Annotated in this window: 22 protein-coding genes; 11 read left to right on the top strand and 11 right to left on the bottom strand. The window is 60.0% G+C overall.

Annotated features, from left to right (window positions below; translation table 11 throughout):
* Positions 1-59 precede the first annotated feature (59 nt).
* The gene (locus AC1DNI_RS12300; RefSeq protein ID WP_477692052.1) at positions 60-329 is read left to right on the top strand and encodes a type II toxin-antitoxin system Phd/YefM family antitoxin; all 270 of its coding nucleotides are present in this window, start codon (positions 60-62) and stop codon (positions 327-329) included.
* Positions 326-715 (top strand): type II toxin-antitoxin system VapC family toxin, encoded by a 390-nt coding sequence (locus tag AC1DNI_RS12295; RefSeq protein ID WP_477692051.1) that lies wholly within the window; start codon positions 326-328, stop codon positions 713-715. The genes AC1DNI_RS12300 and AC1DNI_RS12295 overlap by 4 nt, the downstream gene beginning before the upstream one ends.
* Positions 716-782: 67 nt before the next feature.
* Here AC1DNI_RS12295 and AC1DNI_RS12290 read toward each other — a convergent pair whose 3' ends face one another.
* The 5 genes from AC1DNI_RS12290 to AC1DNI_RS12270 form a co-directional block, all read right to left on the bottom strand.
* Positions 783-1,949: an iron-containing alcohol dehydrogenase gene (locus AC1DNI_RS12290; RefSeq protein ID WP_477692050.1), complete on the bottom strand. Its 1,167-nt coding sequence runs from the start codon at positions 1,947-1,949 to the stop codon at positions 783-785.
* A gap of 112 nt (positions 1,950-2,061) precedes the next feature.
* Positions 2,062-3,447 carry an aldehyde dehydrogenase family protein gene (locus tag AC1DNI_RS12285; RefSeq protein ID WP_477692049.1) on the bottom strand — a complete coding sequence of 462 codons (1,386 nt, stop codon included), beginning with the start codon at positions 3,445-3,447 and terminating at the stop codon, positions 2,062-2,064.
* A gap of 34 nt (positions 3,448-3,481) precedes the next feature.
* Entirely contained in the window at positions 3,482-4,852 is a 1,371-nt protein-coding gene (locus tag AC1DNI_RS12280; RefSeq protein WP_477692048.1) for a glutamine synthetase family protein, read from the bottom strand.
* An 82-nt stretch (positions 4,853-4,934) separates the two neighbouring features.
* Positions 4,935-6,488: an amino acid permease gene (locus AC1DNI_RS12275; protein WP_027229528.1), complete on the bottom strand. Its 1,554-nt coding sequence runs from the start codon at positions 6,486-6,488 to the stop codon at positions 4,935-4,937.
* Between the two features lie 68 nt (positions 6,489-6,556).
* Positions 6,557-7,363, bottom strand: coding sequence for an N-formylglutamate amidohydrolase (locus AC1DNI_RS12270; protein WP_477692047.1), 807 nt, complete (start codon positions 7,361-7,363; stop codon positions 6,557-6,559).
* Between the two features lie 143 nt (positions 7,364-7,506).
* Between AC1DNI_RS12270 and AC1DNI_RS12265 the strand changes: the two genes are divergently transcribed.
* The 3 genes from AC1DNI_RS12265 (at position 7,507) to AC1DNI_RS12255 (ending at position 10,638) form a co-directional block, all read left to right on the top strand.
* Entirely contained in the window at positions 7,507-8,340 is an 834-nt protein-coding gene (locus AC1DNI_RS12265; protein ID WP_477692046.1) for a MurR/RpiR family transcriptional regulator, read from the top strand.
* A 116-nt stretch (positions 8,341-8,456) separates the two neighbouring features.
* On the top strand, positions 8,457-9,875 hold the full coding sequence (gene gndA, locus AC1DNI_RS12260) for an NADP-dependent phosphogluconate dehydrogenase (RefSeq protein WP_477692045.1): 1,419 nt from the start codon (positions 8,457-8,459) through the stop codon (positions 9,873-9,875).
* 148 nt (positions 9,876-10,023) lie between these two features.
* Positions 10,024-10,638, top strand: coding sequence for an alpha/beta hydrolase (locus AC1DNI_RS12255; RefSeq protein WP_477692044.1), 615 nt, complete (start codon positions 10,024-10,026; stop codon positions 10,636-10,638).
* Positions 10,639-10,676: 38 nt separating this feature from the next.
* Here AC1DNI_RS12255 and AC1DNI_RS12250 read toward each other — a convergent pair whose 3' ends face one another.
* Positions 10,677-11,288: a GNAT family N-acetyltransferase gene (locus AC1DNI_RS12250; RefSeq protein WP_477692043.1), complete on the bottom strand. Its 612-nt coding sequence runs from the start codon at positions 11,286-11,288 to the stop codon at positions 10,677-10,679.
* Positions 11,289-11,368: 80 nt separating this feature from the next.
* Positions 11,369-12,502, bottom strand: a complete 1,134-nt coding sequence (gene odc2, locus AC1DNI_RS12245) for an ornithine/lysine decarboxylase (protein WP_027229522.1) — start codon at positions 12,500-12,502, stop codon at positions 11,369-11,371.
* A gap of 543 nt (positions 12,503-13,045) precedes the next feature.
* Between odc2 and AC1DNI_RS12240 the strand changes: the two genes are divergently transcribed.
* From AC1DNI_RS12240 to AC1DNI_RS12225, 4 genes are all read left to right on the top strand, one after another.
* Positions 13,046-14,239, top strand: coding sequence for an amidase (locus tag AC1DNI_RS12240; RefSeq protein WP_477692042.1), 1,194 nt, complete (start codon positions 13,046-13,048; stop codon positions 14,237-14,239).
* A gap of 1 nt (position 14,240) precedes the next feature.
* The gene (locus tag AC1DNI_RS12235; protein WP_477692041.1) at positions 14,241-15,140 is read left to right on the top strand and encodes a LysR family transcriptional regulator; all 900 of its coding nucleotides are present in this window, start codon (positions 14,241-14,243) and stop codon (positions 15,138-15,140) included.
* An 80-nt stretch (positions 15,141-15,220) separates the two neighbouring features.
* Positions 15,221-15,877, top strand: a complete 657-nt coding sequence (locus tag AC1DNI_RS12230; protein ID WP_477692040.1) for a DUF1007 family protein — start codon at positions 15,221-15,223, stop codon at positions 15,875-15,877.
* A gap of 14 nt (positions 15,878-15,891) precedes the next feature.
* Complete coding sequence (locus AC1DNI_RS12225) at positions 15,892-16,983, top strand: nickel/cobalt transporter (RefSeq protein WP_477692039.1); 1,092 nt, start codon at positions 15,892-15,894, stop codon at positions 16,981-16,983.
* 9 nt (positions 16,984-16,992) lie between these two features.
* On the opposite strand, the gene AC1DNI_RS12220 is transcribed toward AC1DNI_RS12225, so the two are convergent.
* Positions 16,993-17,196: a hypothetical protein gene (locus tag AC1DNI_RS12220; RefSeq protein WP_477692195.1), complete on the bottom strand. Its 204-nt coding sequence runs from the start codon at positions 17,194-17,196 to the stop codon at positions 16,993-16,995.
* Between the two features lie 70 nt (positions 17,197-17,266).
* Positions 17,267-17,941: a GNAT family N-acetyltransferase gene (locus AC1DNI_RS12215; protein WP_477692038.1), complete on the bottom strand. Its 675-nt coding sequence runs from the start codon at positions 17,939-17,941 to the stop codon at positions 17,267-17,269.
* Between the two features lie 97 nt (positions 17,942-18,038).
* Between AC1DNI_RS12215 and AC1DNI_RS12210 the strand changes: the two genes are divergently transcribed.
* Positions 18,039-19,208: a pyridoxal phosphate-dependent aminotransferase gene (locus tag AC1DNI_RS12210; protein WP_477692037.1), complete on the top strand. Its 1,170-nt coding sequence runs from the start codon at positions 18,039-18,041 to the stop codon at positions 19,206-19,208.
* Between the two features lie 257 nt (positions 19,209-19,465).
* On the opposite strand, the gene AC1DNI_RS12205 is transcribed toward AC1DNI_RS12210, so the two are convergent.
* Positions 19,466-20,185 carry a tellurite resistance TerB family protein gene (locus AC1DNI_RS12205; protein ID WP_477692036.1) on the bottom strand — a complete coding sequence of 240 codons (720 nt, stop codon included), beginning with the start codon at positions 20,183-20,185 and terminating at the stop codon, positions 19,466-19,468.
* A 109-nt stretch (positions 20,186-20,294) separates the two neighbouring features.
* On the bottom strand, positions 20,295-21,224 hold the full coding sequence (gene trhO, locus AC1DNI_RS12200) for an oxygen-dependent tRNA uridine(34) hydroxylase TrhO (RefSeq protein WP_477692035.1): 930 nt from the start codon (positions 21,222-21,224) through the stop codon (positions 20,295-20,297).
* Positions 21,225-21,393: 169 nt separating this feature from the next.
* Here trhO and AC1DNI_RS12195 point away from each other — a divergent pair, with 169 nt between their 5' ends.
* The gene (locus tag AC1DNI_RS12195; RefSeq protein WP_477692034.1) at positions 21,394-22,032 is read left to right on the top strand and encodes a 2-dehydro-3-deoxy-phosphogluconate aldolase; all 639 of its coding nucleotides are present in this window, start codon (positions 21,394-21,396) and stop codon (positions 22,030-22,032) included.
* Positions 22,033-22,076 lie beyond the last annotated feature (44 nt).

Raw genomic sequence — 22,076 nt, 5'->3', positions numbered from 1 at the left:
TTGAACTCACGAGCCATGCAATCTATGTTAGCTAAGTAACTCTAGCTAAGGCTTGGTCAATGGTTACCGTAAACATGCATGACGCAAAAACGCGTCTGTCCAGTTTGGTTGAAAGCCTCGAGCTTGGACAGGAAAGCGAATTTATCCTGGCACGCAATGGCGAGCCGGTTGCGAAGCTTGTGCCATTCACCCTGCCCAAACGCATTGGGGCAGCGCGTCACATTCTCGCCGGCCTCGACATTCCCAAAACCGTGGAAGCTTTTAATGCCGGCGACCCAGATGCCAGCGAAGATTTCGAGAGCAGCGCTTCGAAGGCGATAATCCCGTGAAGCTTCTACTGGATACGCATATAGCACTTTGGATTGCCGAGGGTTCCGATAGTCTCTCGAGTAAAGTCATCGAGATGGCCGCAAATCCAGACAACAGCTTGTACATCAGCGGTGCCGCCATCTGGGAAATTTCGATCAAGCACTCGAAGGGCAACCTCAAACTGCATCCCCGCGATGCTCGCTCGGCGTTCCATCTTGCAGGGATCGTCGAACTTCCGGTTTCGGGTAATCATGCGGAAGCCGTGGCATCACTTCCATACTATGCCGATCACTCTGATCCATTCGATCGCATCATGGTCGCCCAGGCACTGCACGAGGCTATGCCACTGCTCACCGCCGATGCCAGGCTGTGGCGCTACCACGCGACACTCGTAATTCCTGCCTGACATCCACTCAATTTGACTGAAGGGAGCGCCGTTCCCGCGCCCCCTTGTTTAATCGCAGTATCTACGGCTATCCCGCAATTGCCTCATCAAGCAGTTTCAGCGCCGCTTTCTTGGTGAGTTTCACTGGATTGCCGCCGGCCGTCGGATCGACAATCGCCATATCCGCGATGTGTTCCTTCTGCTTCTTGCTCATGTCCAGATCCTTGATAAGGCCGGGCAGCGTATGCGGGACTTTCAGCTCCTTGCGCAGTTTGAGCACCGCCTTGGCAAAGCCGTCGAAGCCCCCCTTGATGCCGATATAGTCCGCAAGGCGGCCAATTCGCTCCTCGACGGCGTCCCGGTTGAAGGCGAGCACATAGGGCATGAACACCGCATTGGTCATGCCGTGATGCGTGTCGTAGATCGCGCCGATCGGATGCGACAGCGAATGGATTGCGCCAAGACCTTTCTGAAACGCCGTTGCACCCATGGCCGCTGCGCTCATCATGTGTGCACGCGCGGTCAAGTCCTTGCCATCGGCAAAGGCCTTGGGCAGGTTTTCGAATACCAGCCGGATGCCTTCGACCGCGATGCCGTCGGCCATCGGGTGATAGCCCGGCGCGCAATAGGCTTCGAGGCAGTGGGCGAGCGCATCCATGCCCGTGCCTGCGGTGATGAATGCCGGCATGCCGACCGAAAGTTCAGGATCGGCAATCACGATCGCCGGCAGCATTTTCGGGTGGAAGATTACCTTCTTGGTGTGGCTTTCCTCATGGGTGATCACGCCGGCACGGCCGACCTCGGACCCGGTTCCCGCCGTTGTCGGGACGGCAATGACCGGCGCGATCGCATCGCTATTTGCCCGCGTCCACCAGTCGCCGATGTCCTCGAAATCCCAGAGCGGTCGTGTCTGCCCGGCCTGAAAGGCGATCAGCTTGCCGAGGTCGAGCGCCGAACCGCCACCAAAAGCGATGACGCCATCATGCTTGCCCTTTTTGAAGGCGGCGATACCCGCCGTCAGGTTCGATTCCACCGGATTGGGTTTCACATCCGAGAATACCCCATAGGGCACTTTGGCGTCGTCGAGGATTTTCAGCGTGCTCGCTACGACCGGCAGTCTGGCGAGCCCTGGATCGGTGACGAACAGCGGATTTTTGATCCCCGTCGCTTCCAGCACTTCCGGCAGTTCCTTGATGCGCCCCGCGCCGAAACGAACCGTCGTCGGATAATTCCACTTGGAAATGAGTTTGCTCATGTGATTTTTCTTTCGGATGGATGGGATCAGTATGTGAGGCTACCTCCTCTGTCCTGCCGGACATCTCCCCTGTCGGGAGATGGGCGGTAGCCCAGAGAAGGGTAGATCATCATCAAATGGCTTCGCGCAAATGATACGACTTCGGCCGGGTGAGATTGCCATAGCCGATCGCCGACATGGCACCGCCCTTGCCCGTCTCTTTGACCCCGGTCCAGACCAGCGCCGGATCGATATAGTCGCAGCGATTCATGAACACTGTGCCGGTTTCAATCCGATCGCCGATCTTGGCGGCGTGGTCGGTGTCGGTCGTCCACAGCGATGCCGTAAGGCCGTACTGGCTGTCGTTCATCAGCGCGAGCGCCTCCTCGTCATTACGCACCTTCATGATGCCGACGATCGGGCCGAAACTCTCTTCTCGCATCACGCTCATCTGATGGTCGACGCCCGTCAATACCTCCGGGGCGAGGTAGGGCGAACCTGCAATGTCCTTGGCGACACGCATGTTGACATGGGCCTTGGCTCCCTTGCGGAGTGCCTCCGCCTTTTGCTCGCGGACAAGATCGGCAAAGCGCGTCTGCGCCATCGGTCCCATTGTCGTCTCCGCATCCAGCGGATTGCCGACCACATATTGCTTGGTCAGGTCGATGAAACCATCGACGAAGCGGTCATAGACGTTCTCATGCACATATATGCGCTCAATGCCGCAGCAGCATTGTCCCGAATTGAAGAACGCGCCATCGACGAGGTTGGCGACGGCATGGTCGAGGTTAACATCCGGCAACACGTAGGCCGGATCCTTGCCTCCAAGTTCAAGGCCAAGCGTCATGAAGGTTCCCGCTGCCGCCTTCTCGATGGCACGACCACCCGCCACCGACCCGGTGAAATTCACATGGTCGATACGGCCTGAACCCAGCAGCTTTTCGGTCTGGGTGTGGCTGAGCACGATGTTCTGGAAGACACCCTTGGGTAGTCCCGCCTTCTCGAAAGCCTCCGCGAAGCGTTCTCCAACGAGCAGCGTTTGCGCCGCGTGCTTGAGGATCACGGCATTGCCGGCCATCAGCGCGGGAATGATCGTGTTGACTGCAGTGAGGTACGGATAGTTCCACGGCGCAATGACCATGACGACGCCGAGCGGCACATGCTTGATGTAACGGCGAAAGCCCGGCCTGTCGTTTTCGACGACCGGCGCAAGCGCCTGCTCGGCGATGCGGACCATATAGCGGGTACGCTCCTCGACGCCGCCCTTTTCACCGCCATAGCGCACGGGACGGCCCATTTGCCAGGCGATCTCCGGCACGATCTCGTCATTCATGGCGAGCAGCGCGTCAAGCGCCGCAAGACAGAGCCGTCCCCGCTCTTCGACGCTCGTCTGCGCCCAATCCGTCTGCGCAAGTTTCGCTGCTTCCACCGCTGCATCCACGGCCTTGTCGGTAGCGATGGGGCGTTCCGCATAGACGGAGCCGTCAATGGGGGTAATCAGTTTGACCGTGTCGGCCATGGTTCAACCTCTAGTTTGGTTCTGGTGTCCGTCTTCAATACCGTTCGAAGCCGCGATGCAACTCCCAGTCGGTCACGCGCCGATCATATTCGAACTGTTCCCAGCGCGCGGTGTGGACATAGTGCTCCACCACATCGTCGCCCAGCGCGGTTTTGAGCATCTTGGAACGGGCAAGCGTTTCGGTGGCGTCACGCAGTGTCTTCGGAATTTCCTTGAGACGAGCGCCGCCATAGGCGTCACCCTTGAAGGGCGCGGCAAGCTCCAGTTTCTCGTCGATTCCCGCCAGCCCCGAGGCAATCAGTCCGGCGAAGGCTAGGTATGGATTGAGGTCCGCGCCGCCGATGCGGCATTCGATGCGGATGCCCTTGGTGCCTTCGCCGCAAAGACGGAAACCGGCCGTGCGGTTGTCGAGGCTCCATACATTCTTCGTCGGGGCGAACGTACCGGCCTGAAAGCGCTTGTAGGAGTTGATGTAGGGCGCGAGAAAATAGGTGAAATCATCGGCATATTTCAATTGGCCGGCCACCCATTGACGCATCAGGGCCGACATCGTGTGTTCGGCGTTCTTGTCGTAGAAGAGCGGGGTCTTGCCGTCGGCGCTCCATAGCGAATTATGGACATGGCTCGAACTGCCGGCGAGAGAATAATCGTACTTTGCCATGAAGGTGATCGCCTTGCCCATCTGGGTGGCGATCTCCTTGCAGCCATTTTTCATGACGACGTGGCGGTCGGCCATTTCCAGCGCCTCGGCATAGCGCACATTGATCTCTTCCTGGCCCGGGCCCCACTCGCCCTTGGAATTCTCGACTGGAATGCCGGCGTCGAACAGGCCATTGCGGATCGCCCGCATGACCACATCTTCCTTGGTCGTCATCTGGATAATATAATCCTGGATATAGGGCGAAGCGGTGGCCATGCCCTTCCAGCTCTTGGCCCGTGCCGTCTCATAGGTCTCGTCGAAGAGATAGAATTCGAGTTCCGATGCAAAATAGGCGAGATAGCCGCGGTCCTTCAGTCGCGCGATTTGGCGCTTCAGGATGCTGCGCGGCGAATGCGGCAGGTCCTCGTGATGGTGATGGTCGAGAATATCGCAGAGAACGAGGGCGCATTTTTCGAGCCACGGAATATGGCGGATGGTCGAAAGATCGGGCTTGATGACGAAATCGCCATAGCCCTGCTGCCAGCTCGCGGCCTTGTAGCCTGGCACTGGCTCCATATCGATGTCGTTGGCCAGGAGATAGTTGCAGCCATGCGTTTCGTCATGCGCCGATTCGACGAAATAGGAAGCGTGGAACCGCTTGCCGACGAGGCGGCCCTGCATGTCGACGAAACAGGCCAGCACCGTATCGATCTCGCCATTGGTCACGTGGCGCTTTAGTTCGTCGAAACTCCAATGTCCGGGCATAGTCTTTCCTTGTACGAGAGATAGTCATCGCGGGCAAAATAAGGGCGGCGACCAGCAAGCCGGTCGCCGCCTTTGCGGTGGGTCAGCTTCGTTCGCCGACAGCCTGCTCGGCCGCCTTGATCGCAGCCTGACGTGCGGCAATGATTTCGCCGAGTGGCGGGCCCTGGAACCGGCGCTTTTCGAAGGCGAACCAGACGATTGCCGTCAGGATGAAGAAGCCTACCGTGATGTAGAGCGCCCAGTCATTCGGCGGTTGAATGCCGATGATGAAGATCAGGATCATCGAAATAACCGACAGGATCGCGAACAGCGTGAAGATGCCGCGTCCCATGTTCCACGGTCCCATCTTGTCCCACTTCGGCGTTCCCCAGGCGAGGAGGCCGAGAACGATCGGAACGGTGAACGACAGGAACAGGAAGATGACCGTGCACGAAACGACGATCGTATAGGCCGAGGTACCGGCAACGGAGACGATCGACGAGCCCCAGACGAACAGAACCGAAAGCACTGCGGCCGTCCAGATCGCGGCAACCGGCGTGCGGTAGGTCGGGCTGACCTTGGCGAGTGCAGCGGAGCCCGGCAGGCCCCCGTCACGCGAGAATGCGAAGATCATGCGCGACGCCGATGTCACCGTGGCGAGACCGCAAAGCAGCTGCGCCAGGAAGACGACGATATAGACGAATTCCTTGAGGCCGGTGCCAACGCGCTGGTCGAAAGCCCAGAAGAAAACGTTCCAGCCCTGTGCGGCGGCCTCGTCCATGTTCGGAATCATCAACACGAAAGCGGCAAGGAACAGGTAGCCGAAGATCGCCGACCAGACGACCGACATGACCATCGCGCGCGGCACGGAACTTGCGGCCTTCAATGTTTCTTCGGATGTATGCGCGGAGGCATCGTAACCGGTGATCGTATAGATCGGCAGCAAGAGCCCGAGTGCGAACACCCATGCGTTCGATACCGACGGCCAGACGTTGCCGCCCGCTTCGCCGGAATAGTTGTGGAACGAGAAGAGACGGCTGAAGTCCCAGGTCTCGGCGGAGAGCAAGCACACGACCGCAATCAGGATCGACCCGAAGAAAATCAGATAGCCGGAGAAGTCGGTGAGTTTCGCCGTGAGCTTAATGCCGAGGTGGTTGATGAGCGCCTGGGCGCCGGTGATGATCACAAGAAAGATCATCTGCGTCGTCAGCGTGTTCTCAATGCCGAGCGCCGGGCCGAAGGCACCGACGAAGAACGTCCAGGTGCCGACATTGATGGCGCCAAGAACGGTGATGAGACCAAGGAGATTGAGCCAGGCCGTCACCCAGCCGGTACCGCGATTGCCGAGGATCGAGCCCCAATGGTAGAGACCGCCCGCCGTCGGATAGGCGGAGCTGATCTGCGACATGGCGACGGCAAAGGTCAGCGAGACGAAGCAGCCGACCAGCCAGCCGATGCCGATGCCGATGCCGCCCGCGCCCGAAGTGGCCTGGGCCAGCGAGTTGATACCGCCGGAAAGAATGCAGATGATCGAAAAGGAGACGGCAAAGTTGGAAAAGCGGCTGAGCCGCCGCTCCAGTTCCTGGGCGTAGCCCATGCTATGAAGGACCTTTATGTCCTCCGATTTGTCTGTGTCAGTATAGTCCTGCTGTGTCATCACGTTCCCCTGTTATTCTGGTAAGTTGCAACGTCAGATACTCGCGAGCGCTACTCCGTAGGTTTTGTCTATGCCGTCCCCGTTCTTGGTGAGCTCACCGCTTGCGCAAGCGGCCGCTCCACAATCTCCCTGAGCAGCCTTGAGAGCGTTTCGCCCCAGGCCATTTCTTTTTGGGCGGTGGTGATGAGATCGTTACGGATCTCGATCATCACTGCCGGAAACCCGAGAGCGGACGCGTGCCGCTCCAAAGTGTAATAAACGCGGTCCGCCGGCGAATAGGGTTCGTTGACGCCGACGCAAAATTGCGTCAGCGCCTCAAGGCCGGCAATGAGGGGTGCGGCGATCCTGTCATCGGCATCGTGGATGATGCCGATGTCCCAGGGGCGCGAAATTCCCCGATAGACCGGCGTATAGGAATGCACGGCGACATAGATCGGGTCGGGCAGACCCTTCGCGGCACGCGCACGCGCCAGATCCTCGATCGCCGCATGATAGGGTCGATGCGAAATGCCAATGCGCCTTTGTCTCTCTTCCTCGCTCAATTCGGCATTGGCCGGAATTGTCGTTGATTCGCTGAGCGAAGGAATGAGGTCGGGCGCATCCAGCGGGCGATTGCAATCGATGATCAGCCGCGACACGCAGGATTCGACCAGCGGCGCATCGAGAAGGCTGCTCATAACCATGCTTACGCCGATGGCGCCGGGATCCCAGGCAATATGCCGCTTCAGGTCGATCGGCGTGAGTCCAAGCGTGCCATAGCCCTCGGGTATATGATTGGACGCGTGATCGCATAAAATGATGAACGGGCCGGCGCCATCCGCGTTAGACACACGGACCACATCCTCGCTTTTTACCGTTGCCTGCGACATTCCCATTGCGGCTCTCTGGCAAGCTGTAATTTACGTTACATTTTGTATTTTTGTTTCCACTCGCGTATGATTTGATACACAACGATAAAATTTGTCAAATCCGAATTTACGTTCCAGCGGATATTGGCGGCGAAGATGGGGAAGCACCGATGCAGACCAGCATTTCCGAGCTGATCGCCGAAAGAATCGACAGTATGTCGACCTCGGAGCGCAAGGCAGCACAGACCCTCGTCGCCAACTATCCATTGATCGGACTGCGAACGGTCGCAGAATTTTCGACTCAGGCGGGCGTGAGTTCACCCACGATACTGCGCTTTGTCTCGCGCCTTGGCTTCCAGAGCTACCCGGAATTCCAGGGCGCGCTCCAGGAAGAGCTTGCTGCCCAGTTGCAGTCGCCCTGGAACCGCGCGGCAACCATCCAGGCGAGCAATAACAGCGCCGAATTTCCGTTGATGGAAGCCGCGATAGACAATATCCGCGAAACCTTCCAGCATCTTTCCGTACAGCAGCTCGGCGATGTCGTCGAGGCGATCAGCCGCGCACGCGCCCGCATCTACCTGCTTGGCGGGCGCTTTACCGATCCCATTGCCCGCTACATGGCGGCACACCTCAAAATAACGCGTCCGGGCGTAACGCACCTTACCGGCCAGGAAAGCCATTGGCGCGATCAGCTGATCGACATGGGCAAGAAGGACGTCCTCGTCATTTTCGACATTCGGCGCTATCAGGACAGCCTCATCCGCTTTGCCGAGAAGGCACAGGCTCGGGGCGTGGAAATCGTGCTGATCACCGACCAGTGGCTCTCGCCGATTGCGCGCTTTGCACGGCACGTGATCGCCGGCCGCACCGCGGTCCCATCGCCATGGGATTCGTCCGCAACACTGTTTCTCGTCGCCGAGACCTTGATCGCCGAGGTCACGCGCAAGCTCGAAAAAAGCAGCGCCAACCGTATACGCGACATGGAGCAACTGCGCGACAAATGACAGGCGGGGCATTGCCCCCTCGCCCGATTGATATACAAATGCGGTTCCCGGCCAGCGGGCCCGCCAGGCGCGTGCCTGCGCTGAAAATATTATCGGATTGATCAAGGACAAATATCATGCAGCAAGCTGACATCGGATTGATCGGCCTTGGCGTCATGGGCGCCAACCTGGCGCTCAATATTGCCGAGAACGGTTATCGCGTCGCGGTCTTCAACCGGACGGTTGCAAAGACCCACCAGTTCTACGAGGACGCCGGCGACTTGAAGGACAAGATAGTTCCTTGCGAAACGCTCGAAGATCTTGCGAAGAACATCAAGGCGCCGCGTCCGATCATCCTGATGGTCAAGGCTGGCGAGGCCGTCGACGAGCAGATCGCTGCCCTCAAGCCGTTCCTCGCCAAGGACGACATCATCATCGACGCCGGCAATGCCAATTTCCATGACACGGTGCGCCGCCTGGCCGCTCTCGGCCCCAATGATCCGACCTTCGTCGGCATGGGCGTTTCGGGCGGCGAGGAAGGGGCGCGACATGGTCCCTCGATCATGGTGGGCGGCACGCCTGAATCCTATGCTCGTATCGAGCCGGTGCTCACGGCCATATCGGCAAAATACAAGGGCGAGTCCTGCTCGGCGCTGCTCGGGCCCGATGGCGCCGGTCACTTCGTCAAGACCATCCACAACGGCATCGAATATGCCGACATGCAGATGATCGCCGAGGTTTACGGCATATTGCGCGACGGCCTTGGCCTTGCGCCGGATGCCATCGGCAAGATTTTCGAGAAATGGAACGAAGGCCCGCTCAATTCGTACCTCATCGAGATCACGGCCAAGGTTCTTGCGGCCACCGACAAAGATACCGGCAAGCCCGCCGTCGATGTCATCCTCGACAGCGCCGGCCAGAAGGGCACGGGCCGCTGGGCCGCCATCGAGGCGCAGATGCTGGGCATCCCGGCAACGGCGATCGAAGCGGCGGTCGCGGCGCGTTCGATCTCCTCGCTGGTGGGTGAGCGCAAGCTGGCCGCGGACGCCTACGGCGATCTGCTTGCCGGTAGAAAGCTCGTCCATGATGCCGCGTTTATCGACGCGCTTGAAGATGGACTGCTTGCCGGAAAGATTGCGGCCTATGCGCAGGGCTTCGAAGTCATGGCAGGCGCTTCAAAAGAGAATGGCTGGAACGTCCCGCTGGCGACAACTGCCCGTATCTGGCGCGCGGGATGCATCATCCGCTCGCAATTTCTTGACGAGATCGCTGCCGCCTTCGAAGGCAGCGAGGGCAAGAACCTGCTCCTGGCGCCAGCCTTCGTCGAGCGCATGAAGACCGGGTCGGCATCCCTGCGCAAGGTGGTCGCGGAAGCGGCGCTCGCCGGTCTCCCGACACCTGCTCTATCGGCCGCGCTCAACTATTTCGACGGCTACCGGCAGCAACGTGGCACGGCCAATGTCATTCAGGCGCAACGCGATTTCTTCGGTGCCCATGGCTTCAAGCGGCTCGATCAGGACGGTGACTTCCACGGCCCCTGGTCGGACGTCGATTGATTTTTGGCGTCGTCGCGGCGCCATTGTCTACGGGACGGCGACAATACATCAAGCGGGAGCCGGGTTTAAGCATGCCCGGTTCGGCGACATATAGCAGGCATGTAACCTAACAAGAGGGCCGGTAAATACCGCGCCGGAGTGACGGATCATGTCAGTCAGCAGCTATCACCATCACATTCACAAAGCAGGGGAACCGGGCAAGCCGCTGTTTTTCGTTTTCCACGGCACCGGCGGCGACGAGAACCAGTTCTTCGATTTCGGCCGCAGGCTGCTTCCTGAAGCCGGCATCGTCTCGCCGCGCGGCGATGTCTCCGAACATGGCGCAGCCCGGTTCTTCCGTCGCACGGGCGAAGGCGTCTACGATATGGACGATCTCGCCCGGCGCACCACGGCTATGGCCGATTTCATCCGTGCCCACAAATCTGAAGCCCAGCCTTCGAAGCTCATTGGCCTTGGTTATTCCAATGGCGCCAATATTCTTGCCTCAGCCCTATTGGCGCAGCCCGATCTCTTCGATGCAGCCGTGCTCCTGCATCCGCTCATCCCGTGGCAACCGGCGCCGCAGCCGGCGCTCAAGGGCAAGCATGTGCTCATCACGGCGGGACAGCGCGACCCGATCTGTCCGCCCGCGCTGACGCAGGCGTTTGCGGATTATCTGACGGCGCAGGGCGTTGATACCGAACTCGTCTGGCATCCGGGCGGCCACGAGATTCAGCAGAGCGAAGTCACCGCCATCGAGCGTTTCGTTAGGGAATTTGCCTGACAATGCCTGGCCCCCTCTGGTGGAGGGGGCTCTCGCGGCTACATCGAAAAGCGCAGGGAAACCGGCGCCGCCTGTGTTGCACGTGACGGCTTGCGACCGCGCGGCGACAAGAGGCCATGTGCACCCGCAAGGTGGCCGGGCTTGAGTTCCAGCGCCAGGAACCGGCGGCGCTCGACTGGGCCAGGCATGGCAAGCAGCGCTGTCTTCTCGCCCTCAAAGCCAAAGCGCTCATAATATTCCGGATCGCCGACGAGGATGATCGCGCCGTGACCAAGGCGAGCAGCCTCGCTGATGCCATGGCGCATCAGGGCAACGCCGATGCCGTGACCCTTGAGTGTGGGCTCGACGGCAAGCGGTCCGAGCAGGAGCGCGCGCACCGGCTTGCCAGCCGCGTCATGACCTGCCTGAATATCCCAAAGCCGCACCGAACCGAGCAGCATTCCGTCATTGCCGCGAGCGACAAAGGCGAGGCCTTCGGAAGGCAGGCGCCCACGCCGCAGCTTTTCCGAAGACTTGCGGCGACGTCCCTCGCCCATGGCGCGGTCGAGCAGCGCTTCGCGCGACGCTTCGTCCTGCGCCGTCTCGTTGCGTATCGTATAGGCCTGTGCACCTTGGACGTGCAGGTTCTGGTTGAAATCTACTGCGTTCATCTTCTTGACCAATCTTCAATCATGGGCGTCATCAAGGCCGGCAAATTGCCGGCCAAATTCCAAGATCGGGCGATGCCCGATCAGATGACGTATGATCGGAGTGGTTCGAAGCCGTTGAAGGCAACCGCCGAGTAGGTCGTTGTGTAAGCGCCCGTTCCCTCGATCAGCACCTCGTCGCCAATGGTCAGCGAGATCGGCAGCGGATAGGGGTTCTTCTCGTACATCACGTCGGCGCTATCGCAGGTCGGGCCGGCGAGAACGCAAGGCGCATTGTGATCGCCATCACGCGGCGTGGTGATCTGATAACGGATTGCCTCGTCCATCGTCTCGGCGAGACCGCCGAACTTGCCGATGTCGAGATAGACCCAGCGCACATTGTCGTTGTCCGCCTTCTTCGAGACGAGAACGACCTCGGCCTTGATGACGCCGGCATTGCCGACCATGCCGCGGCCGGGCTCGATGATCGTCTCTGGCAGGCGATTGCCGAAGTGACGGCTCAGCGCCTGGAAGATCGCCTGGCCGTAGGCCTGTGCGGTCGGCACGTCCTTGAGGTAACGGGTCGGGAAACCGCCGCCCATGTTGACCATCTTCAGCGTGATGCCTTCCTTGGCAAGCGCATCGAAAACCTGCTTTGCATCGCCAAGCGCGCGATCCCAGGCAGAGAGATCCGTCTGCTGCGAGCCGACATGGAAAGAAACGCCATAGGAGTCAAGGCCGAGCTTCTGCGCAGCGCGCAGGACGTCGACAGCCATCGCCGGAACGCAGCCGAACTTGCGCGACAGCGGCCATTCAGCGCCGGCGCCATCGGTCAGAACGCGGCAGAACACGCGCGAACCGGGAGCGGCGCGGGCGACCTTTTCAACTTCCTCGACGCAATCGACGGCAAAGAGACGGATGCCGAGTTCGAAGGCACGTGCGATGTCGCGCTCCTTCTTGATCGTGTTGCCGAACGAAATGCGGTCCGCCGTTGCGCCGGCGTCCAGAGCCATTTCGACTTCGGCCACGGAAGCCGTATCGAAGCTCGAGCCAAGCGAGGCGAGCAGGCGCAGGATCTCAGGCGCGGGATTTGCCTTCACGGCATAGAAAATCTTCGACTCCGGCAGAGCCATTTCGAAATTGTGGAAATTTTCCCGAATGACTTCAAGATCGACGACGAGGCAGGGGCCGTTCGGGCGTCGGGTGTTGATGAAGTCGAGGATGCGCTGCGTAGCCATCTTGGGTCTCCAATCCGTAGCGGCACTTGTGGCCGCCTTGAGCAAGTGGCGGTTTCATGGGACGCGCCCGATGTACCGCATGGACAAAGTGCATGAGTCGGTCCTGCGTGAGGCCAGCCTTTGGAGATGCTGAAACCACGAGACTTTTTTCATGCGGCGATGGACCGACGCTGAATCCAGCGTAAATCCGCTTTGTCTGCCTTGGCTTGGATGGACCCATCCGCACTACAGGCAATGAAGGTGTGCCTCTTCAGTAATCCCGGCTTATGGACAGCCGGAAGACACCAGAAAGGCCCGCACCGTCGTTGCTTCAAGATGTCCTCAGTTCAGCAGTAGGCCGCTAAACTGACTGGAGGGGTTAGTTCCAGGTACCATACCGTTTCCTCACCATTATGAAGATCGGCGGACACCCACAGGCACGTGCGACTTTGGGCAAGCGCCATATAAGGTGAAAGATGTGTCCAATCAATGAAAATTCTGCGGCAACGCCAATTTTTTTATTCGTTGAACAACGTGACGAAAATGGCCTAGAATCATTGAACGATGCACACAATTCCGCCCCTGAATGCCCTGCTCGACGTTCCGTTACCCGCGCTTGCTTCGGGGCGCGGGCCCCTGACCGGCGAGACGCTCGCCGTAAAGGACATTTTTGATGTGGCCGGGATGCTAACGGGCGGCGGTAACCCGCAAAAAGCGGCCGAATCACCCCCTGCCATGCACACGGCGCCGGCCATCCAGATGCTGCTCGACAACGGGGCGAAATTCGCGGGAAAATCCCAGACGGACGAATTTGCTTTCTCGCTGCTTGGCCAGAACGCCCATTTCCCGCATCCGGTCAATCCGGCAGCGCCCGACCGCGTGACCGGAGGATCGTCGTCAGGTTCAGTCTCCGCCGTTGCGGGCGGTCTGGTCACCATCGCAGCGGGCTCCGATACGGGCGGTTCGATCCGCGCACCGGCAAGTTTTTGCGGGCTCCCGGGCTTGCGGACGACGCATGGGCGTATCACGCTCGAAGGTGCATTGCCGCTCGCGCCTTCGCTCGACGTCTTCGGCTGGTTCGCCAAGGATATTGCGCTTTACGAAAAAGTCGGAGCTGTCCTTCTCGGCGCCGACGCGCAGGAATTCAAGCTGACGCGCCCGCTTTTCATCCCGCTGCTCGAACATTTTCTGATCGGCGAGGCAGAGGATGCCGCCTATAGAAAAATGTACGCCATCGTTTGCGCCTATCTGGGCCAAGCCCGTTCCGCACGCCAGCCGACTGCGTCAATGGACGATCTATATCTGTGTTTTCGCCAGACACAGGGTTTCGAGGTCTGGCAGGCGCATGGCGCATGGATCGCCGCCAAGGATCGCGGCCTTGGACCGGGCGTGCGCGAGCGTTTCGAATATAGTTCAAAGATCGACCGGGCCACTTACGATACGCAGACGCGCCGCCGCGATCTCTTCCGTTCCGAACTCGGCGACCTGTTGCGCGACGATGGCGTCCTCATCCTGCCGACTGTGCCCGGCGCGGCGCCGCTTACCGCAGCGGCCTTCGACGATCTCCAGACCTATCGCGAGCGTATGCTTCATCTCCTTTGCCTGTCGCCCCTCTCCGGCTTCCCGCAGTTAACCTTGCCGCTAGGCGAGGTGCACGGCGCACCTTTCGGCATATCGCTGCTTGGACCGAAGAACAGCGACCGCGCGCTGATCAGGCTCGGCCGGGCTATTCTCGACACATCGCCAAGGGCGATCTGAGATGGACACGCTCACCCGCATGCGGGCTTTCATCGACGTGGTCGAGGCCGAAGGCTTTTCGGCGGCGGCGCGCAAGATCGGACGTTCCAAGGCCCTGCTTTCGAAATATGTGCGGGAACTCGAAGATGAACTCGGAGCGCTGCTCCTCAATCGCACCACGCGGCAGTTCTCGCTGACCGAAGCCGGGCACACCTACTACCAGCGCGCCAGCGAAATTCTGCGCGAAGTCGAAAGCCTGCAGGAGGCGGTGCGCGAATCGAGCAGCGATATCAAGGGCCGCATCAAGATATCCGCGCCGCGCACCTTTGCCGATGCCGAGATCGGCCAGTGCCTCATCGACTTTTGCGCCGAGCAGCCGGACATCGTCCTCGACGTGCGGCTCGACGACCGCTTCGTCGACCTTGTGGAAGAAGGGTTCGACCTTGCCATCCGCATCACCCGCATGCAGGACTCCTCGCTTATAGCCAAGCGCCTCGCACCCTTCCATGTCATTGCCTGCGGCTCGCCGGACCTGATCGAGCGGCTGGGGCGCCCGCAGCGCCCGGAGCTTCTCGCCTCCCTGCCCTGCCTTGTCGATACCAACAATCGCTCGCGCAATACCTGGCAATTCCTGAATGAAGACGGGGCACCGTTATCCGTCCAGGTATCGGGGCCGATCGAAATCAACAGTCCGCTTTCAACGCGCCGGGCCGCCCTTGCCGGCCTCGGCTTTGCCCTGCTGCCGGATTTTGTTGCCCAGGCCGATATTGACAGCGGCAGGCTGGTCAGCGTTCTTGAGCAATTCATTCCACGCGATGCCGGCATTCATGCGGTCTATCCGCACCGCCGCTACCTGCCTGCAAAGGTGCGCGTGCTCGTCGATTATCTCGCCAAGTGGTTCAAGGACAATCGCCGCCCTTAATTATGTTAAATGTTATATTATATCGTCCCAATTTCGCCAATTTCGGCATATCCCTTAGCGCAACTCACGAAAGGCTTTTCATGCAGCAGAGATTCGCGGTTTTTATCGGCGCAATGGCGGCGGGACTGATCTTTGCCACCCCTGCCTATGTGCATCCGCATGTCTTTGCCGAAGCGCGCCTGGATGTGTCGATCAAGCCCGATGGGACCGTTGAAAAGCTCGGCCATGTCTGGCGTTTCGACGACATCTTTTCGAGTACTGTGCTGGTCGAGTTCGACAAGAACGCGGACATGAAACTCGACGAAAAGGAACTGACGGAACTCGCCTCGACAATCAACGCGTCGATATCGGAATACGACTATTTCCAGTCCGTCACGCTCGATGGCAAGCAGATCGCCATGGGAGCGCCACAGCACCTCATCGCGGACTTTCAGAACAACCAGTTGTTGATCATCTTCGAGAGTGCGCCGAAGCAGCCGCTAAAGCTCGGCAAGAAGACCAGTTTCGGCGTCTATGACCCGACATTTTATACGGCAATCGACTATGTGAACGACACGGACATCCATGTCAGCGGCGTGCCCGCCGGCTGTACGCAGAAGGTGGTCCGTCCTGACCCCGACGAAGCGATCGCCGCCAACCAGGCGACGCTGACCGATGCCTTTTTCAACGATCCAACAGGGACCAACATGTCGAAGATCTTTGCGACCCGGCTGGAAATCGAATGCCCCAAGGGCTGAGTGAAGGATAGACCATGCGCAAACGCACCCTGGTGGGTACCCTGGCAATCCTCGTTCTTGTCGGCGGGCACGCCCTCGCCCAGACCTCTTCGCTCGGGATCGGCTCCAACGAGGTTGCCATGCAGCCGACAGGGCCGTTCGCCGAGCTCATCCTCTGGATAAACATCCAGCAGCGCAATTTCTATCTCGCCATGACCCACGCCCTGAAAGGCATGCGCGAGGATCCCTGGCAAGTGTCGATCCTCGTCGGCCTGTCATTCCTCTACGGTATCCTCCATGCCGTCGGCCCGGGACATGGCAAGGCTGTCATCTCCTCCTACATGTTGGCCAATGAGACGACCTTGCGGCGTGGCGTGCTCCTGTCATTTGCGTCGTCCATGCTGCAGGCGTTCACCGCGCTCTTCATCATCGGCCTGACATTTCTGGTGCTACGCGGCACCACGGTTTCGATGAACGACGCGGCTCGATATATGGAGATCGCGAGCTTCGTACTGATTATCGCCTTCGGCCTTTCATTGCTCTGGCGCAAGGTTCCGCTGCTGTTTCACCCGCGCGTGGCTCAACTCGTGGCACACAGCGACGGCACTGCGGCACTCGCGCACGATCATCACCACCACCATCACGACAATGATCATCACGCCCATCACCAGCATGATCACGTGCACCATACACATGCCGGGCACGATCACGATCATCACCATGCTCATGGTCATCATCATGGCGAGGGCGACGTGTGCGAGACCTGCGGGCATTCGCACGCGCCGGATCCTGCCATGCTTGCGGGGGAGTTCAACTGGAAGACAGCCTGGGCCGCGATCGTTGCAGTCGGTTTGCGTCCCTGTTCGGGCGCGCTGATCGTCCTTACCTTCTCGCTGCTCAACGGGCTTGTTCTCGGCGGTGTGCTTTCGGTGTTCGCGATGGCGCTCGGAACGTTCATCACCGTCGCGGTCCTCGCCACACTGGCAGTGACGGCAAAGAATGTAGCGCTGAGGGTTTCGGGTGCCTCCGCGCTTTCCGGGCGGGTCCAGAACATTATCGAAGTTGCCGGGGCACTCTTCATCGTGCTCTTCGGAATCCTGCTCCTGACCGCATCGCTGCGATTCTAGAGCTCGGGATCAGTCGTCCTTGTGCTGCCGTCTGGCACGCAACCAGAACACCACGAAGAAACCGGCAACGAAGACGATGGCAAGGACCCCGGCGGCCGGTGCCGATCGCTCGCCAAGCGCCAGCATCAGCGTCGGCATGAAATAGGCGACAATGCCAAAACCAAACATGATGCAGGCAGCCGCGATGGCGGCACTACGGGTTTTCGGATCCATCACGCTTCAAACGCCTCGATTGCTGTTGGCAGGTTTGTAGCGGCAGCACGTATTTATGCAAGGGGCGCTTTCACGCAGCGCGAAACTCTTCGAGCCGCTTGATCTGCTTGCCCGCGGCATCGAAATTCTCCGGTGAAAGCCATTTCTGGTAGGCGGCCTTCAGCGCCGGCCATTCACTGTCGATGATCGAGAACCACGCCGTATCGCGGTTCTTGCCCTTTTGCACCATATGCTGGCGGAAAATGCCTTCGAACTTAAAGCCAAAGCGCTCTGCCGACCGTTTGGAGGGCTCATTGGCATTGTTGCACTTCCACTCATAGCGGCGGTAGCCGAGTTCGTCGAAAATATAGGCCATGAAAAGAAATTGCGCTTCGGTGGCTGCGGGTTTGCGCGAGATCAGCGGGCCCCAATAGATATTGCCGATTTCGATCACGCCGAACGCCGGATCGATGCGCATCAGCGTCTGCCGTCCGGCGACCTTGCCGCTCGCCTTGTCGATGACGGCAAAGAACAGTGGGTCCTTGCTCGCGGCAACCTTTTCCAGCCATTCATCGAAAGCCGCGCGGTTCTCGGGCGGAGCCTCAAACAGATAGCGGAAACGGTCGCCGGCATCGGTGACGCTCGATGCCTCGAAGAGGCCGTCGCCATGTTTTGCCGGATCCAGCGGTTCGAGGCGGGCGACGCGCCCTTCGAGGGGTTCGCGCGCAGGCACGGGCCGGGGTGTCCAGTTCGTCAGGTCGGTCATGGTGAAATTTGCTCGCTCAGCGTCATCCAGAATGTTTGACTTGTTACTGTACTCAAAGCACAAAGCAGAAGTTGAAAATTGTATGTGGGACAAGAATATGCTGCGCACTATTCCGGGGTTTGACCGCATCGGTGAAGAGAATGCGTTTGCCGTGCTGGCACGCGCGACTGCTCTGGGCGCCCAGGGCAAGGACATCATCAATCTCGGCATTGGCCAGCCGGACTTCAAAACGCCCGCCCACATTGTGGACGCCGCAATAAAGGCGCTGCGCGATGGTCACCATGGCTATACGCCTGCCACAGGCCTCGTCGCAGCGCGCGAGGCCGTCGCACGGCGCACCCTGACAACGACCGGCATCGAAGTCTCGCCGGACAACATCATCATCGTCCCTGGCGGCAAGGTGACGATGTTTGCGGCGATCATGATCTTTGGCGAACCTGGCGCCGAAATCCTCTATCCCGATCCGGGTTTTCCGATCTATCGCTCCATGATCGAGTTCACCGGCGCCAAGCCTGTTCCCGTCCCGATACGGGAAGAAAACGGCTTTGCCTTTTCGGCGGATGAAACGCTGGCGCTGATCACGCCGAAGACGCGTCTCCTGATCCTCAACTCGCCGGCCAATCCGACTGGCGGCGTTACGCCCCGCGCGGAAATCGAAAAGCTGGTCAAGGGCCTTGAAGCCCACCCTCATGTTGCGATCATGTCGGACGAAATCTATGACGTCATGACCTATGACGGCGAGGAGCATCTCTCGCTCCTGACCTTCCCCTCAATCCGCGACCGTCTGATCGTGCTCAACGGTTGGTCCAAGACATGGGCGATGACCGGCTGGCGCATGGGCTGGTCGATCTGGCCGGACCAGCTTTACGACAAGGTGCGCAAGCTCGCGGTCAATTGCTGGTCCTGTGTTAACGCGCCAAGCCAATATGCCGGCATCGCCGCCATCGACGGGCCGCAGGACGATGTCGAAAAGATGTGCCGGGCCTTCGACAATCGCCGGCGCATTGTCGTCGACGGGCTGAACAGCCTGCCCGGCATCAGTTGCGCGACGCCGAAGGGCGCCTTCTATGCCTTCCCAAATGTCAAGGAAACCGGCTGGCCTGCCAAACAGCTGGCGTCAGCCCTACTCGAGGAGGCAGGCGTTGCACTGATCGGAGGGCCGGATTTCGGCATTCTCGGCGAAGGATATGTGCGCCTTTCCTATGCCAACTCCGAAGAGAACATCCTGCGCGCCATCGAGCGGATCGAGAAGTTCCTGGCGAAGTAGGGCGGAGATTTGTCAGCGTCCATGGCCGGGCGCGGGAGAGTGGGATGCTTTTGATATCCCGCCGTGATCTCGCTTCGCCCCTGCACTGCCGTCCTCCTCTGCGCCCCCACACCACCGTCATCCTCGGGCCCTTGTCCCGAGGATCCACTTCTATGACAAGTGATGCGTCGATGGCTTGAACTGCATGGTCATGGACCGGGACAAGAACCCGAGGATCCAATTACAGGGCCCCGAATCCCTCTACGCAGAAACGCGCCTTAAGCGGCCGTGTTCGCCTTGGCGTTCGCGACCGTCGCCTCAATGTGATCGATCAGGCTGTCCGGCAGTTTCAGCCGGCCTGCAAGCAGGTCGAGATAGCCGCGTTCGGCTCGGGTCTTCGGATCGATCGCAAGGCGGGAAGCCGTATAGAGCTCAACTTTCTGCGCGTCGGTGACGGCCGCGGCAACGATCGCGTCGAGGTCGACGGGCGCATTGAGTTCGTTCGTGAGAAACGCCTGCGTATCGCTGTTGAGGCCGGAAAGGGCGAGCTTGTCGGCAATGCGCTTGCGCTCCTCATCATCCACATGGCCATCGGCACGGGCGGCCGCAATCATCGCGCGCACCAGCACCAGCGCAAATTCGTGCTCGCCCTGCGGCGCGGTTTCGGGATGGAAGCTCGAGTCATTCGGAGGCGGCAAGAGTTCGCCGTCGAGCGCCGTCGGCTGCTCGGACTCGGCAGGCGTCTTGCCCGACTGGTAATTCTGATAGGCTTTGTAGGCGAGGCCCGCCACGGCGGCGAGACCGCCGAGCTTCAGGGCACCGCCCGCAACGTCCCGGCCAGTTCCGGTGCCAAGCAGGATAGCTGCGATCGCGCCGGCTGCCAGCGGATTGTCCTTGGCCATCTGCGTCGCCTTACCCGCAGTGTCCCGCACGGACGTGCCGACGCCGGGGATATTGCTTCCAAGGAAATCATCGAGAATCTTCTTCGGATCAAGCATGCTAATCTCCTCTTTGGCTGCATGAACTGGCCTGGCTTAGTTAGGACCGGGTTCATGGCATTGCAATGACAGGAAGGAGATTTGTCGTCCGGGCTTCAGCGGCGCGGGCCTACGAGCCTATGTGCTCTTTGGCGCCACGCGCACGGGCAAGACGCACCTGCTTCTGCCGCTCGGCAAATCGGGCACGGTCAGCCTCGGTTCGCTCATGATAGCAATGGGGGCAGGAAACGCCTTCTTCGAACAGCGGCGAAAGCTTATCCTCGGGCGCGATCGGATTGCGGCAGGCGTGGCAAAGCTCCGCCTCACCCTCGACAAGACCGTGACCGACCGACACTCGCTCGTCAAATACGAAGCATTCGCCTTCCCAGCGGCTTTCCTCGGCCGGCACGTCCTCGAGATATTTCAGGATGCCGCCTTTGAGGTGATAGACGTCCTCGAACCCGAGGCCCTTGACGAAAGCCGTCGCCTTTTCGCAGCGTATGCCCCCCGTGCAGAACATGGCAATCTTCTTGCCTTCCAGTTCGTCGCGGTGGTCTTCGACCCATTGCGGAAATTCGCGGAAGGTCTTTGTCTGCGGATCGACCGCCCCGGCAAAGGTGCCGATCGCCGTCTCGTAATCGTTGCGCGTGTCGATGAGGATCGTATCCGGGGCCGCGATGAGCGCGTTCCAGTTCTCGGGCTCCACATAGGTGCCGACGCTTTGCAAGGGATCGATATCAGCGACCCCCATCGTGACGATCTCCTTCTTCAGCCGCACCTTCATCCGCTTGAAGGGCATTTCGCTGGCATAGGAATATTTCAACTCCATGCCGGCGATAGCAGGCTCGGCATTAAGGAAATCGACAAGCTGCTGGATGGCTGCGGCCGATCCCGCGACAGTGCCGTTGACACCTTCGGCGGCAAGCAACAGGGTTCCCTTGATGCCGAGACCGCAGCAAAGCTTCGCCAGCGGCTCCTGCAGCGACTGGTAGTGATCCAGTCGCGCAAAGCGATAGAGCGCGGCCACTTTGAAGGGCAGGTTTGAAGAAAGGTCTGTCATGATCGCCTCCAACTACTGTGCCGGCAGGCGGATTTCAAGCATTTTGGCAAATCGGCGCGGTCGCCTCACACTCTCGTCGCACTTGTTTGCCAGTATTTGCGGGTTTCGATGGACAAAACCGCCCCCCGCTACTAAATCGATTGAACCCAAGGCTAGTGGAGAGAATGACATGACCCAGAAGACCGATTTGCTGTTACCCGTCCTCAAGGGCCAACCGGTCATTCCGGTCATTCTCGTGCACGATGTAGCGCACGCCGTGCCGCTCGCGCGGGCGCTTGCTAAGGGCGGCCTGCCGGCGATCGAGATCACCCTGCGCACGCCCGCCGCCCTTGACGCCATCCGCGCTGTCGCCGCGGAAGTGCCCGAAGCGATTGTCGGCGCGGGCACGATTCTCAATGCGCGCCAGTATGAAGAGGCCAGCGCTGCGGGCTCGCGCTTCATCGTCAGCCCCGGGGCGACGCCGCAATTGATCGAGGCTGCGAGCGACAGCAACGTGCCTCTTTTGCCCGGCGCGATAACGCCTGGCGAGATCATGGCGCTGCGCGAGGAAGGCTATACGATGCTGAAGTTTTTTCCGGCCGAGCAGGCAGGCGGAGCGACTTTCCTGAAATCGCTGGCTTCCCCGCTTGCGGGCACCATGTTCTGCCCCACGGGCGGGGTCAGCGCCGCCAACGCCAAAACCTATCTGAGCCTGCCGAACGTCGTCTGTGTCGGCGGATCGTGGGTTGCGCCGGAAGAGCATGTCAAGGCTGGAAATTGGGACGAGATCACCAGGCTTGCGGCAGATGCCGCAAAGCTGGCGGGCTGACGTCGCGTAGCTCTGGCCTCTCCGACGTCATCTTCGGATCGACA

The organism is Phyllobacterium sp. 01N428 (assembly GCF_056399405.1).
Note: the sequence above shows the minus strand (reverse complement) of the source record. Positions and strands in the feature narration are given on the sequence as shown.